The organism is Pseudoalteromonas rubra, assembly GCF_000238295.3.
GTDB lineage: Bacteria > Pseudomonadota > Gammaproteobacteria > Enterobacterales > Alteromonadaceae > Pseudoalteromonas > Pseudoalteromonas rubra.
Genome location: NZ_AHCD03000035.1, coordinates 49,600 through 69,216, shown reverse-complemented (window position 1 = coordinate 69,216; position 19,617 = coordinate 49,600). Strand labels below are relative to the sequence as shown.

Below are 19,617 nucleotides of genomic sequence, written 5' to 3'. Positions count from 1 at the left end.
TTACTTTAACAACTCTTTTATATCTTGTTCTGTGAAGGGCCAGAACAAAGTTCTGGCGCTGTCTGTTGACTTAAGTACGGGAATCGATGTCTGATATTCAGCCATCAGTTGCGGATCTTCTACAATATCCTGATGCTGTACGGCATCACTGGCAACGCAACGTAACACCAATTCATAGGCTTGCTCGCAAAGATGACAGCCATCGGTATAAAACAGGGTAAGTTTAGCCATGAGTGATCAACCAACTGTTGTGGATCTGCTTGTTACGCTTAAAATCAGGCGACAAGGTTTGATCTGACACATTTTCGGCTTTCAGACCCAGTCCCATCAACCCCACTTCATCCATTTTAAAACCACGTTTGTTGTTGGAGAATAACAAGGTGCCACCCGGGCTGAGAATTTTTTTGACCCACTCAAGTAGCTGGATATGATCGCGCTGCACATCAAAGACCTCTTTCATGCGCTTTGAATTCGAGAAAGTCGGCGGATCAAGGAAAATCAAATCATACTGACCTTGTGCATGCTCAAGCCATTTCAGGCAGTCTGCCTGTTCAAACCTAAAACGAGGGTTACGCAACTCGTTTAAGGCAAAATTTTCTTCTGCCCACTTGAGATACGTCTTGGACATGTCGACCGTCGTCACCGCTTTTGCACCACCTAGAGCCGCATGAACTGAGGCGCTGCCAGTATACGCGAACAAGTTAAGAACACGCTTGTTCTTAGCATTTTGCTGAATATATCGTCTGGCCAGACGGTGATCTAGAAACAGCCCGGTGTCCAGATAATCAAACAAGTTAACTTTGAATTTGGCACCAAATTCTTCCACGACTTGCACCCGGTTTTGCTTACTGAGTGCGTTGTATTGTTCCTGACCTTTTTGCTTTTTACGGACTTTGACCGCAATGTTAGAGGGGTCAATATCCAACGTTTCGGCGGTAAGCGTGATCACGTCCTGCAGGCGCTTATTGGCAACCAGTTCATCAATTTCTTTTGGCGCTGCATACTCAAATACGACGGCACTGTCTCCATAGACATCGACCGCTACATTGTATTCCGGAATATCCGCGTCATAGACACGGTAGGCCTCGACTTGCTCTTTCTTGAGCCAACTTTTCAGGGCTTGTTTGTTCTTTTTTACCCGGTTGGCGAACGCCCGAGACTGCTCAAAATGCAGCGCACCCGCTTGTTCGTTTTGTGCCACCTGACGCTCGTCCATATCATACAAATAAAGGGACACGTCGAGCGGACCATTTTTGAATTTATAGCGTTTTTTAGACGACAGCTTAAGTGTTTTAAACAGCGCTTCATCTGTGCCAAGTAATGCCAACGACCAGTCTTTATAATGCTTCTTAAAGCGCTCACCCATACCCCGGTACAGGTTAATCAGCTCAGCCATAGAGCCCAGACGCTCACCATAAGGCAAGTTACTTAATAACGTGCCTGGACGCTTAGCGACACAAGTCAGCTGACTGGCATCTCCATCGTTGAAGCGGATATATTGCTCTAGCCCGGCACGTTTAGCATTTCCTCTGGCTGTATCCAGCACCTGCGCATCAATGTCCTGGCCTATGATCCATAAGGGTTTATCCAACTGTGCCTGCTTCAATTCAGCTTTAAGCTCTTTAAATTTGGCATCACGAAAACCTGGCAAACGTTTGAAAGCAAAATCTTTATTCAGATTAGCTGGGACATTCAGGGCCATACTGGCCGCCTCAATCAATAAAGTACCGGAACCACAACATGGGTCGAATAATGGCTTAGAGGTATCACTCAGCCAGCCACTTCGTTGTACGAGAGCCGCAGCCAGGTTTTCCCGGATCGGTGCCCGACCTTGCTTGGTTCGGTACCCTCTGTCAGATAAGCGTGGACCTGAATAGTCGATATATAATGCGATTTTCTGTTTATTGAGCTTGGCGATAACGCGCACATTGGCTTCTTGTTTATCAACAGACGGACGTTGCTCGTACAGATCCTGAAAATAATCCACAATGGCATCTTTGATGACCAGACCGGAAAACTGAGTGTTCTTTAGTTCCCGGTTAGTGCCGTTGAATTCAACCGCAAACGTTTGTTTTGGACCGAACCACTCCTGCCAGCCCTGAAAACGCGCAAATTTGTACAAGTCATCTTTATTGTTGATGTTTTCATGTTCATCAATCAGCATCATGACACGCGTGGCAAAACGCGTTGTCATACAGAATTTTTGAACAGCCAGGCTATCCGCAGTGAAGCGGACCGAACCAACGCTTTGCTTGACGACTTCAAGTCCCTGAGACTGAAGTTCTTCAAGCAACAGGTTTTCAATTCCGATGGACGTTAAGGCGATAAACTGCAATGTAAATACTCAATAATTTCAATTGCAGCGAGTATAACACAGCAAGTGGCAGACTGGGATATCAGAGTAGGTGAGCGCAGTGTCTGGTATAGGCGATGCGCAAAGCTATCAGGCGGTTTGGGTCAGCTTGTGTGTTTGGATCAGAGGGTGCACTCTGTCATTCAGTACCTTGATGGCCTGAAATTGCTCCAGCTCGATGTTCTCATCCAGCATGAAACCCTGCGTCAGGTTAATACACATGCTAGTTTCCTGGTTATGGTCAACTATCAGGAATTCACCTGACTGGCATCTTGATTGAAGTGTAATCACAGCCTCGCACAAGGGCTGGCCTCCGTTGTAACATTTGAAAAACCAGCTTTTAGCTTGCACGGGAAGCAAATGGAACTTTGCCGCAGTGGCGTTAAGCGCTATCTGACAGCATTGAGGTTCAGACCAGACTTTAAAACCAAGTAAATAGTCATAGACGTTACGATAAAAAGCGGCTTCGTCGACACTTAAATCGACGCTATGCAAGGAATCTTCAGTTAACTGTCTCAGGCGAAATGGCGTGCACAATTGAAGGTCTTCGCCCAAATCAACAAGCAGTCTGTTTCTGTGGCTACATCTTATCCAACGCCACTCTTTGGATGCTTGCAAAATGGACCTCCCAATATCAATGTGTTATGTGTGTAAACCTGTAAAGAAGTATATCGCGAATTATCACGGTGTAAAAATTTTTGTAATAACAAATTGTTTTAGATCATCGCGCTATATAAATGATCTTTATAAGGAAAAAACGATCTTTTCCGAGAAGAAGAGATCGTTTTTCAAATTAGCGCCAGAGTTAGTCTGTATATTTCAAAATAATTACAAACTATTTCATAAGCTTATAAAACAGCTGGTTAGATCTCAGTGAGGATCTTTTTGATCAACTGAGGTCCTTCATAGATAAAACCAGTGTAAACCTGCACTAAGTCAGCGCCTGCATTGAGCTTTTCTTTTGCCGCAGCAGCGCTGTCGATCCCACCCACACCAATAATAGGCAGCTTGCCTTCAGTCATTCGTTTCAATTCACTCACGACTTGAGTAGACTTTTCACGTACCGGGCGACCCGATAAGCCACCTGCTTCTTCGGCGTGCTCTAACCCCTTCACTGCTTCTCGCGATAAAGTGGTATTGGTTGCAATAACACCATCAATACGATTGTTCACTAATGACTCGGCAATTTGCTGCAACTGAACGGCGTCAACATCGGGTGCGATTTTCACTAGCATTGGTACCGATTTTTTATGCTTCTCAATCAGGTCAATCTGCTCATTCTTTAAACTTTGTAGCAGATCATCCAGTGCTTCACCATATTGCAGGTCGCGCAGTCCTGGTGTATTGGGTGAAGATATATTCACGGTAATATATGACGCGTGCTCAAACACTTTACGCATACAATGAATGTAATCATCTTTGCCCTGCTCGTTCGGCGTATCTTTGTTTTTCCCTATGTTGATACCCAGGATCCCGTTATAACGCGCTGCTTTTACATTGTTAACCAGATTGTCGACCCCTTTATTATTGAAGCCCATCCGGTTAATAATTGCGTTCGCTTCAGGCAACCTGAAAATCCGCGGTTTGTCGTTACCTGCCTGAGGTCTGGGTGTGACCGTACCCACCTCAATAAAGCCAAAACCCATCTGGCTGAATGCATCAATACATTCCGCATTTTTATCGAGTCCCGCCGCTAACCCGACCGGATTGTCAAATTCCAGGCCAAGGAAATTAACCGGTTTCTTTGGAAGTGATTGTGACCAGGCCATACTTAATGGGGTATTCGCGAAGCGGCGTAAGTTTCCGAGTGCGAAATCATGAGCCCACTCGGCATCTTTACTGAACATATAACGACGCGCTAAATCATAAAACATTGAGACTCCTTAAGTTCCTAGTAACGTATGACACCAATCCGCATTCATGCATAGCTAATTTAAAGGGTAAAATCTGCCGCTAACTGCGCTAAAAGTCTTGTATTCACTACACTCAACAGCACAGTTTTTGTCTGGTTATCGCCAAGATTTTGTTGCCTCAAAATGGCTCATTTAATGAAGCAGCTTGGTATCAATTTCAAATCTGAGATAAAAAAATACCCCAGCAAAGCCGGGGTATTTTAACGGGTTATTTTTTATTTGGAAGTGTCACAGTTGTGACTCAACAGCATCAGTTCACGCAACGCCACTGAGAACTTCGCAAAATCATGGCTTTGTGAGGTCTTGAACTCAGCCAGCATCTGCTGCCAGCGGAGCAACAAGGTAGACTGGTTTTCCATCCACTGATTGATCAGTGAATCGACATCATGGTCGTCTCCCTCAAAGCTGTTCAATACAACTTCAGACAAAGCGCGTTGCTGCCAGTCCAGCTCTTCGCGGTAAGATGCACGCGCCAGAGCCTGCCAGTGGTTAGCGACAGGTTGTGCAGTGATCTGATCCAGGAACCAGTGCAGACCCATATTCGCACCTAGTTTGAAGTAAGTGTTAGACACCACATCAATCGCGCGACCCGAGTTTGCAGCGACTTCAGCCAAGTCCATTACAGAGAACAGACTAGACAGAGAAACGATACGCATAGCAATTTGCTCTGGTACACCTTGTGCGATAAGCGCATCGGCTTTTTCTGCCAAACGTGCACTTTCATCTTCAACCATGTAGTTGTTCAGGTTATTGCTCAGATCAGCAAATGTCGGAGCAAAGAACGCGATGGTTTCTTCAATCGTCATACCTTTGTTACGGTGACGCAGGAACCAACGTGTCGTGCGACGTACTGTACGACGCAACTGATACAACATTTCAGTCTGTACTGCTGATGGAATATGGTTATCCAATGCTGCAATTGACTGCCAGGTCTCTTTCATTTCAAAAATTTCGCTGGCAATTGAGTAACACAGCGCAATTTCTGCTTCCATTGCACCAGTTTCTTCGTGCATACGGATCATGAAGTTCAAACCCATGTCGTTCACGATATTATTCGCAAGTTTCGTTGCAATAATCTCTTTACGCAGTGGGTGGTTATCCATTGCTGCGTTAAAACGCTCACGCAGTGGGATTGGGAATGAATTTACCAATAGCTGACGATAGTATGGGTTCTCTGAAATCTCATCAACAACCAGAGACTCTTTCAGCACCATTTTAGAGTAAGAAACTAACACAGACAGCTCTGGACGTGTCAGGTCTGACCCTGCCGCAGCACGCTCTGCCAATTCTTCATCGGTAGGCAAAAACTCAATCGTACGGTCAAGCTTGCCATCTTTTTCCAATGCATGGATAAAGCGAATTTTCTCTTTCAGCGTTGCCGGACCTTTCGACTTAGTGATAGACAGCGTATGTGTTTGACGGTAACAATCTGCCAATACCAGCTCAGATACTTCATCAGTCATGGCATACAGAAGTTCATCACGCTGTTTCTTAGTCAAGTCACCTTCAGCAACCAAACCATTCAACAGGATCTTGATGTTTACTTCGTTATCCGAACACGCCACACCACCTACGTTATCGATAAAGTCGGTGTTGATACGCCCGCCCTTCTCGGCAAACTCAATACGACCCAGCTGTGTTGCACCCAGGTTACCACCTTCACCGAAGATTTTCGCGCCCAGTTCAGAACCATCGATACGTAAACCGTCATTTGCACGGTCACCCACATCTGCATTAGATTCAGACTTAGCTTTAATGTAAGTACCGATACCACCGTTCCATAGCAGGTCAGCAGGCATTTTAAGTAGCGCTTTAATCAGCTCATTTGGTGTCATGCTGGCTTTTTTAGTGCCAATCATTTTCTTCATCTCAGCGGTCAATGTGATTGACTTAGCTGCACGAGAGAATACACCACCACCTTCAGAAATAAGCTCTTTGTTGTAATCTTCCCAACTTGAACGAGGCAAATTGAACAGACGATCACGTTCTACATAAGACGATGCCGCATCCGGGTTCGGGTCGATAAAGATATGCATGTGGTTAAAGGCTGCCTGCAGGCGAATGTGCTTAGACAGCAACATACCATTACCAAACACGTCACCACCCATGTCGCCGATACCAACCGCTGTAAAGTCAGTTGTCTGACAGTCAATGTCCATTTCACGGAAATGACGCTTAACCGACTCCCACGCACCTTTCGCAGTGATACCCATTTTCTTGTGGTCATAACCAATTGAACCACCAGAAGCAAATGCGTCGCCTAGCCAGAAGTTATACTCATCAGCAATACCGTTGGCAATATCAGAGAATGTAGCGGTCCCTTTATCGGCAGCAACAACCAGATATGGGTCATCTTCGTCGTGACGAACTACGTCAACCGGTGGAATGATTTCGCCATGAATGATGTTATCTGTGATGTCTAACAGACCACGGATGAACATCTTGTAGCATTCCTGACCTTCTTTAAAGAAGCCTTCACGATCGTTTGGCAGCTGCTTACAAACAAATCCACCTTTTGACCCGACAGGAACGATTACTGTATTTTTAACCTGTTGTGCCTTAACCAGACCCAGTACCTCGGTACGGAAGTCTTCACGACGATCTGACCAACGCAGACCACCACGCGCAACTTTACCACCGCGTAAATGTACACCTTCTACACGTGGTGAATAAACGAAGATTTCATACGCAGGCAGCGGCAGAGGCATCTCAGGGATCGCATGCGGGTTGATCTTGAATGAAATATAAGATTTGTTGCTTTCGTCCGCTTCTTTTTGATAGAAGTTGGTACGCAATGTGGCGTTGATCATATCAACATACATGCGAATGATACGGTCATCATCCAGGTTAGCAACGTTTTCCAGCTCCTGATAGATTTTCTCGATCAGTTTTTCAAGCGTCTTCTCAGCCGCTTTTTTCGCTGGTGAGAACTTCTTCACAAACAGCTCAACAATTTGTGCTGCGATGTGCGGGTAATGCTCAAACGTATTTTCGATGTAAGACTGCGAGAATGTCACACCAATCTGGCGCATGTACTTAGCATATGCACGCAAAATTGACGCTTCACGTCCGGTCATGCCACCTAGCAGGACCATACGGTTGAAACCATCGCTCTCCAGACGGTTATTCCAAACGTTCGTCAGCGCAGCACGGAAACGAGCTGACACTTTATCAAAGTCCGCAATCCCTTTTGAGTCGATCATCATGGAGAAATCCATGATCCAGTTTACCTGGCCATCGCTACTCTTAATTGCGTAAGGCGTTTCACCGATCACGCGCAAACCAAAGTTTTCCAACATTGGCATAACGTCTGACAGGTGGATTGGTACGTCTTTGTGGAACAAGCTCAAACGAACGATTTCGCTATTTGATTCTTCCTGAGGACGGTAAAAAAGCATTTCCAGCTTTTTCTCATCGCTCAGTTGCTCCAGCTTCTCAATATCGACTACCGCGGCACTTGGCAACACTTGATCTTTGTATGAGTGTGGGAAAGCGTTGGCATATTTACGGTTTAGCTCGTTACCACGGGTCTCACCATTGCTACCAAGCAATGCTGATTGTAGTTTGTCTTCCCAAGTGCGAGCGGCTTCTGCCAGGTTGTTTTCAATGTCTTTCACGTTGTACTTAATACTGTTATCTGCCACACGTACGATGTAATGCGTTCTCGCTAATGTGGACTCTGAGAAAAAGGTCGTAAACTCAACTTTTTCATTGGACTTAAATGCATCTGCCAATAGTTTTTGAGTTTCACGACGTAGTGCTGTGTTATAGCGCTCACGAGGCACATAGACCATGCATGAGAAGAAACGCCCGTACACATCGCGACGAACGAACAAACGACACATGTCGCGTTCCTGAATTTGCAATACGCCGGTCGCGACTTCTAGTAGCTCGACTTCGCGCGCTTGCACAAGCTCATCACGCGGATAAGTTTCCAGCAAGTTAAGCACAGCCTTGTAAGCATGTGTCCCTTGTGCAAAGTCACACTGCTCCATAATGCGCTGGATCTTACTCTTAAGAACTGGCACATCTGCCGCACTGTTATTGTAGAAGCTCGATGAGAATAAACCGATGAAACGGTCTTCCCCGATAACGTTGCCCTGCTCGTCAAAGCGCTTAATACCCACATAATCAATATAGGCTGGACGATGAACACGAGACTGTGAATTGGTCTTAGTTAATATCAGTAGATTTTTGCTGCGAGCTTCTTTGCGTGCGACTTCTGGCAGCTCAGACAGTAAGCGGCCGCCGTCATGGCTCGAGTTTTTCATCAAACCCAGGCTAGTGTCTGGCACTGCGCGCAGTTCATGGTCACCCTGAACAGGCACCAGGTCATACTGACGGTAGCCCATAAAGGTGAAGTTATCTGAAGACAACCATTCAAGGAACTCAACTGCTTCATTGACTTCTGCCTGTGAGCAGTCATGGTGACGCGTCGGTATCTCTTTACTGACCGCAACCAGTTTATCGCGGATAGGCTTCCAGTCTTCTACAGCAACAGACACATCTTTCAATACTGATTCTAGTTCTTCTGTGAACTCTTTCATTGCTTTTGCGTCAGTCTGACGATCAATCTCAATGAAGAAAACAGTTTTTGTCGATGAGGATTCCTGCTCGGTTTTTAAGTTCGAAAGCGCCGTAATCTTATTGTCACCATCGCGCTTTACTTTAAGCGGGCTGTGTAACAGCAAGTGAGACACGATATTTTTGCGGCTAAGTGCCATGCGTACTGAGTCAACCAGGAACGGCATGTCTTTCGCGATGATCTCAACGATCGTGTGAGAGGATTGCCAACCATCTTTGGCTACTTCAGGGTTAAAAACGCGAATAACCGCATCGTCATTGGCATTCTTTTCCAGAGAATTCCAAAGACTCAATGCGGCTCCGTATAAGTCGCTGTCGTTACGATGTGCCAAGTCCTCTTTAGACATATTGCTGTACAAGGCTTTGGCAAAAGTTTCAACGAGCGACACGTTTTCGGCATGAACTTTTTTGTGGATCAGCTTGGTGACGTTATCCAGGATAACTGACGCTGGACCTTCATTTTGTGTCATTATGTGTTCCTTAATCTATACCACCTTTGAACGGTAGATTATTTGTACAGCCATTTATTAGCGTGGAGTCATGTGAATTTTAACCTTTCTGGCGCTAATAAAAAGCCTTTTCGACGAAAACATTATAGCCTTTTCAGCTGGTTGGTCAGATATTCACTAAATATAGATATAAATGGCCGAAACCGGCCATTTATAAGCACTTTTATTCACACTTTTTTTTCTGGTCTGTCCAGATTAAGGTTCCTATTGCAGGTAATAATAAAACGGCGCCCAGCATATTAACCAGGAACATAAAGGTTAATAATATCCCCATATCTACCTGGAATTTGAGTGCTGAGAAAATCCAGGTACTGACACCAATAGCCAAAGTGATCCCGGTAAAGAGTACAGCACTGCCTCTTTCTGCCAACGCATTGCGATATGCATAGGCAAGTGGCACGCCTTGCTTAAGCTGCGTCATCATAGAAGAGAGGATATAAATACCATAATCCACGCCTATACCCACACCTAACGCGATCACTGGTAAAGTTGATACCGTTAAACCGATTTCGAGTTTAACCATCAAGGCTTGCGCCAGAGTCGATACGATATACAAAGGTAAAACCACCGCAATGGTTGCACGTATACTTCTGAAACTGATCAGGCACAGCGCGATAACCGCACCATATACATAGATCATCATAGGCAACTGTGCTTCAGATACGGATTCATTGGTCGCAGCCATAACACCAATTGGGCCAGAAGCCAGTTTAAACTGCACAGTATCGGTGCCTTCTTCCTCTACAAACACTTTAATCTGCGTGACCACATTGTCTATAGTCTGTGCTTTGTGATCGGCCATGAAGATAATAATAGGCATCACAGAGCAATCACCATTGAGCAAGCCGGTACTTGTTTCAACTCGTGACGTCGCCTGAACCAACGAGGCGCTATTGCGCGGCAACGTTTGCCATTTCAGATTGCCCTCGTTATACCCTGCATTCACAGATTGTGCGACCGAGCTCAGTGACACGGCTGACTGAACACCTGGTAAGTTCTCAACACGCCACTGGAAACGACTGACCCTGTCCATGGTGTCGTGCTCTGTACAGGCCGCAGGATACGCTTCAACCAGTACTTTGAGAATATCAGATGAAATAGCATACCGGTCTGAGATCAGGAAGGTATCCTGATTGTAGCGAGCATCTTCATGAAGTGCAGGTGCGCCCGCATGCAAATCGCCAATTTGCATGTGCTGAGATTGCCAGTAGCCAAGGCCGAATAGAATCGCACTAATCAGCAAGATGACACGTGCAACGCGCTTATCTGTAGTTTTCACAAGTGCTTCGCGCATAGTGGTGAAAAGTTTATTACTAAACGAATTACCGTCATCAACACGGTGTATTTTGCTGGAGTTAAAATAAGAAGCCAGAACTGGCAGCAGGATCAGGTTAGTGAAGATAATCACGGCCACACCCAAACTTGCGGTGATGGCCAGCTCACGGATAATGCCGATGTCGATAGCAAGTAAGGTCAAAAAGCCTACTGTGTCAGACAGCAATGCAATACCACCCGGTATTAATAGCGCTTTAAAACTCGCCTCAGCCGCCACCTTACTGTTTACGCCTTCAGCCACTTTTTTACCGATCGCATTAATCATCTGTACGCCATGGCTCACACCAATAGCAAAAACTAGGAATGGCACCAGAATAGACATAGGATCTAACCCAAAGCCCATCACGGTAAGCAGACCCATTTGCCACACTACCGCTATCAAGGAGCACATAATCGGCAACAAGGTCAATTTGAAGCTTTTACAGAAAAGCCAGACCATCACAAACGTGAATAGAATCGCAACAGCAAAGAACAAGATGACGCCTTTTGCACCATCTGCAATATCACCCGCCATTTTAGCAAAGCCGATGATATGAATAGACACCTTATCCGTACTGAGTGGCTCACGAATTTCACTTTCAAGCTTTTTCGCAAATGCCAACGTATCTAACTTTTCCTGTGTCTGAGGGTCAGTTTCCATGAGTTGAGCTGTGACCATCGCACACGAATAATCACTGGCGACCATGCGGCCCACTACTTTTGCTTTTTCAATGTTTTGCTTAACCACAGCCAGACCGGCCTCGTCGGCCGAAAAGTTTGCAGGAATAATCGGACCGCCTGCAAAGCCATCTTCGACAACTTCGACAAACCGTGCACTAGGCGCAAAAATAGAATTAACCAGCGGGCGATTCACACCAGGGATAAAATAAAGCTGATCATGTACTGCTTTCAACTGAGTAAAGAACTCAGGATTAAAAATATCTCCATCTGCATCACAGACGGATATCAGAATGCTATTTGCACCGCCAAACTGTTTTTCATGTTTCAGGTATACTTTCATATACTCATGATTCAGAGGAATATTCTTATTAAAAGATGCATCAAGCTGGATCTGTGTCGCACGATAGCCTAAGAACAGAGTTGTTATGATGAAGAGTATAATCATCGCAACACGATGTCTGAAAACAACGTAAACAAGTTGGTTTAACAATGACTGCATTAGCGTTTAACCTCTACTATCTGGATCCCGTTTTCCGTTGCCAGCACCAATTGCCCCTCGAACATAACACCGGCCATAATGGATTTACCATTTTTCAACTGCTCGCTAGACAGACCCGCTTCACTACGTGTGTGAATAACGCCACTGTTCGCAAACAAGTATTGTTGTTCGTTCACCGTTAGTACCTGATTAATGGTGGCTGTTTTGTCGAATGCCAGACGCTGAAACTCAGACAACCCAGGGTCAGAAACAAATGCGTTTCCACGTAACCCGGCAGTAACTACCCGTCCATCTGCGGTTTTGCTAACAGTGAACAAAGAACCCGCATAGAACTCAGGTAACTTACGCCAGTTCTTCCCGGCATCATCGCTGACAGCGAACAGGCCCATTTCGCCGGCTAATAAATACTGTGAGCCATCAATCAGTAAGGTGTTGAAATGCGGCAAAATAAACGCTGTTTCATCTTCATACGCAGCCGGGTCATCTGCTTTAAGCTCAGCAAGGTAAGTGACATCATCAGGATGAACAAAGGCATCAATAAAACGCTTAGTCCAGTTCTGTCCGCCATCGGTCGTTTCATACATCATGCCATAGGCACCAACGGCATAGCCAATTTGCTCATTGACGAAGGTAATATCCAGACACGGCTTTTCGATATCTGGCAAATGTTGCTGAATTTTCCAACTTTGCCCGCCGTCGTCTGTGTTTAAAATTGTTGCGTCATGGCCACAGGCCCAGCCTTTTTTTTCGCTGGCAAATGTCACTGAAGTCAGCAAACTTTGTACCGGCACGTGTGCCTGCTGCCAACTTTTACCATCTTTGCTGGTTACTATGGTGCCATGCTTACCAACAGCGACCAGCTGCGCACCGGTATAACTGATATCTGTTAATAGTGTACGCTGCGGATGTGCCACCATTAGTGCATCAGAAGCTGCGGCTACTGCATCACTTTGCATTGCCATCACTGCAATCGTGGTTGCGACTAACTTCTTAATCATGATGAGTACTCGATAATTAGTGTGAGAGAGAATAGGAAGTGCAATTTCAGGAGCTACCAATGCAGCCCCTGAGAAGTAGTGCTGTGCCGGTATTAACCGGCAGCTATGCTTATCGTCTACCCTCGCGACGTAAAGCGCTTTGTGTGAACTCATTGTCCTGGAAAGACTGGCTGAAGTCGTACATTTTCTCTTCATTATCCAGGCCAATAGCCAGGTAACGGCGAGAGTTCAGGTCATGATAGACATCCAGCGTACTCCAGTGAGTAGGCACATCATAGTAGTTCAGACCGTGAGCCATCGCTACGCGGTACATTTGATCGCGGTTGTCATACAAGTCAGCAACGTGGATCTGCCAGCTATCCTCATCAATGTAGAAAACACGTTTCTTGTAGATGTGGCGCGTGCCCTCTTTGAGGTTTGCTTCAACAACCCAAACACGGTGCTTCTCATAGCGAACGTGTTCCGGGTTTACGTGACCGGCCATCAGAATATCATCATACTTGAGCTTATCACTGTGCAGTTTGTAGCTGTTGTATGGAATGTAAAGCTCTTGCTTGCCTTTCAGGGTCCAGTTATAGCGGTTCGGTGAGCCGTTGAACATATCAAAGTCGTCAGTCGTACGCAGGCTATCCGATGCTGTTCCCGGTGCGTCATAAGCAACGTTTGGCGCACGGCGTACACGACGCTGGCCGGTGTTATAGGTCCACGCCTGACGCGGTGTCAGGATTTGGTCCATTGTTTCATGTACCAGCAGAGCTGTTCCTGCCAAACGCGCAGGCTCGGTTACTTTTTGCTTAAACTTAAACAGGACATTCGACTCTTTCAGCTCAGCAGGTGTTGCATCAGGGTCTGAGTATTTTACTAACAGTTGCTCGTCGAATCCGATGATGTTGTAAGAGCCTGATGCCGTTGGCATTGCCTGGCCGCCATAACGAGCAATAGACAAACCACGATAGCGTAACAAGTGGTTCCAGATGGCTTCTAATCCGTCTTTAGGGATCGGGAAAGGAATACCAATTGCAGTGTCTTTGATGCCGTTGCCGTCTTCAATCAGCTGTGCTGTTGCAGCGTATTTTTTAGTTGCATCATAAACAAACTGAGGATACGCAGCACTACGACGAGTTGGGTAAACGTGCATTTTGAACGTGTCAGGATAGGTATTAAATAAAGCAACCTGCCCCGGGCTCAGCTTGTCCTTATGCTTGTCCAGATTGGTTTTATCAATAGTGAACAAGATTTTGTCATCTGCAAATGGATCCGGGTGGTGCATGCCCACTTTATAACCCGCAGGTGGTTTAGTGATCCCACCTGTCCAGGCAGGAATACTGCCATCGGCATTACCTGCTTTTTCTGCTCCAATTGGAGTCAGATCCGCGCCTAAACGCGCAATTTCTTCTGGGGACATTTTCGCAAATGCACCTGGTGCTGCCATCATTGTTATAATTGTTGCAGCAAGCATAGTAGGTTTTCTAAACATATTGAAAGCCCTTAGATTGAATACTTGATATTAAATGAAACGAAATCACGATCTGAGAATGTGTTGGTCTTGCCACCACCCCAGAATGCGTTATAGCCAAAGTCAAATGACCAGGCATTTTGGTAGTTAAAGTTTAGCGTCAAACCAACCGACTTACGATCTTCTACAAACAGGAACATTGGATCCGGTGTGATACCATTTACGTCGTGAGAAAACACGATACGAGGCGACATGTTAACGCCAGCAAACAAGTTGTTGTATTCGCCTTTCGCAATTAAACGATAACCCCATGCAGATGCAGTTGGGAATGGGTTGACTTCAGGACCATTTGAGATGGCCATATGCAACAGGTCATAGCTTTGACCGTTAATACCTTCGATAGTCCCGCTTCGGCCGGTACCCGCAACGTTTAAACGCAGCTCATCGTAACTCGGCATATCTTTAATCGTGACGCCACCGACTTCACCGACCAACGCCCAGCTATCTGCACCCAGTGACGGGCCGAATAAATGCGTTGCTGTGAATTGCAGCTGCATCGTGTCTTTCAACACATAACCCTGTGCAATTGCACCTGGCTCTACATAAGCGACATCGTCACCCTTACTCAACTGAGACAAACCAGCGACGTCTGTGCGAATGCCAGCCAGAGCCAGCTGTTCCAACATACCCGCATAAAGCAACTCTACATCGTCAATCTGTAAAGGCTCGTCTTCACGATAAGCAAACTCACCAGAGAACGCCGTTTCACCAATTGCGGTATTGAAACTCAAACCGTACAACTTAATGTCTTCTGGGTATTCGATCAGGCCTTGCGTAAATGCATTCAGGTTAGTGAAATTCTCATCATTGAGCGTGTTGTTCTGAATGTAATTCAGATCCGCCGCAATAGCATCGCTGGTAAAGTTAGACGCCTTACCAGAGATCAGAGGGCGACGGGCATGGTAGTTGATGTAATATAGCGCGAATTCAGTGTCATTAAGCTCTGGCGCAAACATGCCCAGACGAATACCAAACTGACCACCATCCTGTGGCTCTCTCTTACCATTCAGGCCTTTGCCTTTCAGTGCCACTTTGGTCGGGTACGCCAGATACATTGAAGTCAGCTGTGAAACAGCAGCTTCGCTTTGCAGCACATTTGGATCTGTCACATCCAGACCTTGCGCAGCCAATGCGCCCATCCAGTTTGTATGAAGGTTATTCAGCGCTTCGGTCAGGTGCGCCAAATCGATATCCGGGTTAGCTGTGAAGCCAAGCTGGATATTCTGGTTGTAACCATTTTCTGACGCAAAGTCGTTGGTAGAGAAATAACTACCTGTCGCAGGAAGACGTGTTTCATGCCATTCGTACTGATAAAAAGCTTCCAGCGTCAGGTTGTCGGTCAGACCCAAAGACGCCCAAAACATACCGACCGGGATGAAAGCTTCTTTTAGCTCTGCACCCGGCGCTTTAAGACGATCAATATCAACCGGGTTTACGTTGATACCGTGGCTGATCAGGGTACTTTCACCCCAGTTTACTACCTGACGACCCAATCTGACTGATAATGGGTTTTTTCCGTTATTAATATCGAAGTCCGCCCACACGAATGCATCTAGTAAGCGAACATCGGAACAAACCTGCTCTTTGGTGTCGTCATCTGCACAGGGATCGACTTTCTGTCCAGATACCGGGTTACTGTAAGCAAAATCGCCATCTTCCATCGCAAAATCGTAAAAGTACATGAAACGAGAGAAGAAACCGTAGTTATCTTTACTGATACCTAGTTCATGGGTGCCTTTAAGTAATTGAGAAAACGTGTCGCCCGAATCGAAATTCAAGTTACCAGCGTCACCGTTATTGGAGTATGCACCCTGCTGTGACCAGATCTGAGAAGATGAATAAATGGTGTTGCCCAATGAGGCATTATAACCGGTCCAGTTGTAACGAGGGTGATTACTCTTACCAATGTGATCAAAGTCACGGTCTTCTACACGAATACTCTGACCGTAAGAAAACGTGGAATCAAAGGTCACATCAAAATCACCAACTTGGAACGTGGCGGCTTGCGCAGCAGTGCCAGCGACACCAAGACATGCTGCACTCAGGCCCAGCATTATCTTGTTCTTCACAAAGCGCGATGTTTTTATCATTATTTCTCCCCCCTTTGGCGGGTAATTCTTATCAAGTTATTGTTTTTTGTTGTCGTAACGATAGAAGCGATAGCTTTAAATTACAAATAATACGCGTCTGATCGGTGCATTTTTATCTCATTGGAGCGTATTTCACTCATGGTAAGACGTCCTACCAGAGTAGTTATAACACGTAATTTAAGTTTAAAACAAACCGATTTAACAAAAATACTTTATGTCTCGTCGCATAATTGTCATCAAACTACTTTTTCCAGCGCTACGAAGCGATTATTTTCATCAAGCAACAAACGAAAGCGTCCGCGAACGCCTAATGTTGATACATGCCGCCTGATATGATGAGCGGGAAAGCGGATCCGCTTTCCCCCATCCTCTACGACTTGTATAAACTCGACATGCCCGTGGTAATACGCCATACATTGTTCGTGGCTTAAGTCCATGTAAAAGTAATACTCATGCATAATGTGGATACAAACCTTTACACATTTCGAATAAAAGCACTTCTAGTTCAGTGCTTTGTCAATTTTCTCATACAGATCATCACTCAGTTCAGGTAACCGTGCCAGTTTCTCTAACTGAGCTTTCATTAACCCTTGTCTGGTGTCATCAAAACGCTTGAAAGACAGCAAAGGCGTAATAATTCTGGACGCATTTTGCGGATTGACCTGGTTTAGCTCTGCAATTAAATCACCAAGTAACGCATATCCACGGCCATCTTTGCGATGGAAGTGCCTTGGGTTACCCCGGGTGAAAGCGCCAATCAAAGCACGCACGCGATTTGGGTTGGCTTTATCGAAACACGGGTGGTTGTACAGAGATAAAATGTTGTTGATGCAATTGTCGTCACTGCGGCTCGCTTGCAACGCAAACCATTTGTCCATTACCAGCAGATCTGACTGCCACTGTTTGTCAAAGTCATCCAGTAATAACTGAGTCAGCACATGATCAGCGTTGACAGCCGCTCTAAGCGCCCCCAATTTCAACGTCATGTTATAACTCTCACTTTGTGCCTGGATCCAGCCCTGGATTTGAGGATCTGACACCTGTGCGAGATAAAACAAGCATTTATTCTTCATGGTGCGGATAGCGACTGCTTTCGCCTCAAGACTTCCGTCATCCTGTAGCTGTGCATAAACATCACGCCAAACTGATTTCAACTGAGTCGCTATCTGGCACTCAATGGTCGAAATAGCTTGCGCCAGCTGTTCTACCGGAACAGGCGAGTAGTCAGCACTCAGGGCATCAAAGCCAGGCACGGTGAATAATTCCGCAAGGATTGATAAGTCGCCGCTAAGATCATCAAGCAGCATGCGTAACGCCTGAGTTAAGCTTTCTGGTAGCTGATATTCATCGAACAGCTGAGTGTTCACCAGTGACTTAATCTCAGCTTTATACAGCTGCTGAATGGCTTCCCAGCGTGCGTAATCACTGCTGGCATACTTGGCAATGTGAAGCAACTGATGTTGCTGATAGTCATAATTCAAAACACAAGGCGCTGAGAACCCTTCAAGTAGCACAACAACTGGCTCACTCTCTAACCCCGAAAAGACATAGCTCTGCTGTTTTTCGGTAAGCTCAATTACTTTACCCTGTTTAGCAATCGACTCTGGGATTGCTATCACCTCTCCATGTTTATTCAACAACTCAACAGCAACCGGAATATGCAAAGGCGCCTCTACCGGGTCATGCTCTGCATGGCTTTGGGCCAAATGCAGCGTAAACTCGCCCTGTTGCGCATCAAAGCTTGTACGCGCGCTAATTTTGGGCGTACCAACCTGGTTATACCAAAGTTTAAACTGAGTCAGATCTTTACCATTGGCATCACTCATCGCTGCGACAAAGTCGTCACAGGTTACCGCCTGGCCATCATGACGCTCAAAATAGAGCTTCATCCCCTTCTGGAAGCCAGCTTCACCCAGGATGGTGTGCATCATGCGGATCACTTCTGCGCCTTTGTTGTATACGGTCACCGTGTAGAAGTTATTCATTTCGATAACTTGCTGTGGGCGGATTGGGTGGGCCATAGGCCCCGCGTCTTCTGCAAACTGATGAGTGCGAACCGTATTCACTGCATCTATCCGGTTTAAAGCACGCGAACCCAGATCACTACTGAATTCCTGATCGCGAAATACGGTCAGGCCTTCTTTAAGGCTCAACTGGAACCAGTCACGACAAGTTACCCGGTTCCCTGTCCAGTTATGGAAGTATTCGTGTCCGACGATGGACTCAATTACATGAAAATCTCTGTCGGTAGCCGTTTCCTGATTGGCTAATACACAAGCACTGTTGAACACATTAAGGCCTTTGTTCTCCATAGCCCCCATGTTGAAAAAGTCCACCGCAACGATCATGTAAATATCCAGATCGTATTCCAGATCAAACCTTTCTTCATCCCACGCCATGGCCTTTTTCAATGATGCCATTGCATGCGGTGCTTTACTCAGATTGCCCTTATCTACAAATAGCTGAAGGTCAACCTGGCGACCTGAGCGTGTTTCAAATTGATCTGTCAGCACATCGAAGTCACCTGCAACTAGTGCAAACAAATAAGACGGCTTCTTAAACGGGTCTTCCCAGCTAACATAGTGACGACCATCTGCCAGCTCGCCACTGTCGACCTTATTGCCATTAGACAGTAAATGTGGCATTTCCTTAGGCCCGATGATCTTGACCTGGTAGGTCGTTAGCACATCGGGTCTATCAAGGAAGTAAGTAATTTTTCGAAACCCTTCAGCCTCACACTGCGTGCAATAGGCTCCATCTGAGAGATATAAACCTTCAAGAGAGGTGTTCGTAGCCGGCGAAATGGTATTAACGATTTCGATTTCAGCGCGCTCACCCAGCCCAAATAGTTCCAGGCCAGTCTCATGTAGTTTGTAATCTGAGTGGCTTTGCCCATCCACTGTCACAGACTGAAGGGTCAGCTCGATACCGTCCAGCATCACAGACGTTGCGCCACCCAGTGATAACAGCGTAAAGCGAGCTGTCACTTTGGTATTTTGTGGATCTAATTCGAAGCTTAAGGCGAGATTCTCAACTGCATGTGAGGGAGGCTGATAATCATGCAGGTATTTGGCCTGAGGTTTTGAGGTCATGACAATTCCTATTATCAAATTACAGGTGCCAGCGTCACTGACATAACTGAGCACAATGAAAAAATGAG

11 protein-coding genes are annotated in these 19,617 nt (G+C 45.9%); all 11 read right to left on the bottom strand.

Going from position 1 to position 19,617, the window contains the following annotated elements:
* The 11 genes from PRUB_RS11350 to pepN all read right to left on the bottom strand — a co-directional run bounded on the left by PRUB_RS11350 (position 1) and on the right by pepN (position 19,549).
* Positions 1-231: a glutaredoxin family protein gene (locus PRUB_RS11350; protein WP_010386060.1), complete on the bottom strand. Its 231-nt coding sequence runs from the start codon at positions 229-231 to the stop codon at positions 1-3.
* Positions 224-2,335, bottom strand: a complete 2,112-nt coding sequence (rlmKL, locus tag PRUB_RS11345) for a bifunctional 23S rRNA (guanine(2069)-N(7))-methyltransferase RlmK/23S rRNA (guanine(2445)-N(2))-methyltransferase RlmL (protein ID WP_010386057.1) — start codon at positions 2,333-2,335, stop codon at positions 224-226. The genes PRUB_RS11350 and rlmKL overlap by 8 nt, the downstream gene beginning before the upstream one ends.
* Positions 2,336-2,443: 108 nt before the next feature.
* Positions 2,444-2,974 (bottom strand): cell division protein ZapC domain-containing protein, encoded by a 531-nt coding sequence (locus PRUB_RS11340; protein WP_040644924.1) that lies wholly within the window; start codon positions 2,972-2,974, stop codon positions 2,444-2,446.
* Between the two features lie 242 nt (positions 2,975-3,216).
* On the bottom strand, positions 3,217-4,227 hold the full coding sequence (gene pyrD / locus PRUB_RS11335; RefSeq protein WP_010386054.1) for a quinone-dependent dihydroorotate dehydrogenase: 1,011 nt from the start codon (positions 4,225-4,227) through the stop codon (positions 3,217-3,219).
* Positions 4,228-4,481: 254 nt separating this feature from the next.
* Positions 4,482-9,320: an NAD-glutamate dehydrogenase gene (locus PRUB_RS11330; protein WP_010386053.1), complete on the bottom strand. Its 4,839-nt coding sequence runs from the start codon at positions 9,318-9,320 to the stop codon at positions 4,482-4,484.
* Between the two features lie 202 nt (positions 9,321-9,522).
* Entirely contained in the window at positions 9,523-11,853 is a 2,331-nt protein-coding gene (locus PRUB_RS11325) for an efflux RND transporter permease subunit (protein WP_010386052.1), read from the bottom strand.
* Positions 11,853-12,851, bottom strand: coding sequence for a WD40/YVTN/BNR-like repeat-containing protein (locus PRUB_RS11320; protein WP_010386051.1), 999 nt, complete (start codon positions 12,849-12,851; stop codon positions 11,853-11,855). The genes PRUB_RS11325 and PRUB_RS11320 overlap by 1 nt, the downstream gene beginning before the upstream one ends.
* Positions 12,852-12,960: 109 nt before the next feature.
* On the bottom strand, positions 12,961-14,328 hold the full coding sequence (locus PRUB_RS11315) for a DUF1329 domain-containing protein (RefSeq protein WP_040644927.1): 1,368 nt from the start codon (positions 14,326-14,328) through the stop codon (positions 12,961-12,963).
* A gap of 11 nt (positions 14,329-14,339) precedes the next feature.
* Positions 14,340-16,457 (bottom strand): DUF1302 domain-containing protein, encoded by a 2,118-nt coding sequence (locus PRUB_RS11310; RefSeq protein WP_010386049.1) that lies wholly within the window; start codon positions 16,455-16,457, stop codon positions 14,340-14,342.
* Positions 16,458-16,693: 236 nt separating this feature from the next.
* A complete protein-coding gene (locus PRUB_RS11305) occupies positions 16,694-16,915 on the bottom strand; it encodes a DUF2835 domain-containing protein (RefSeq protein WP_010386048.1) in 222 nt (73 codons plus the stop codon).
* Between the two features lie 42 nt (positions 16,916-16,957).
* Positions 16,958-19,549, bottom strand: coding sequence for an aminopeptidase N (gene pepN, locus PRUB_RS11300; RefSeq protein WP_010386047.1), 2,592 nt, complete (start codon positions 19,547-19,549; stop codon positions 16,958-16,960).
* Positions 19,550-19,617: the final 68 nt, after the last annotated feature.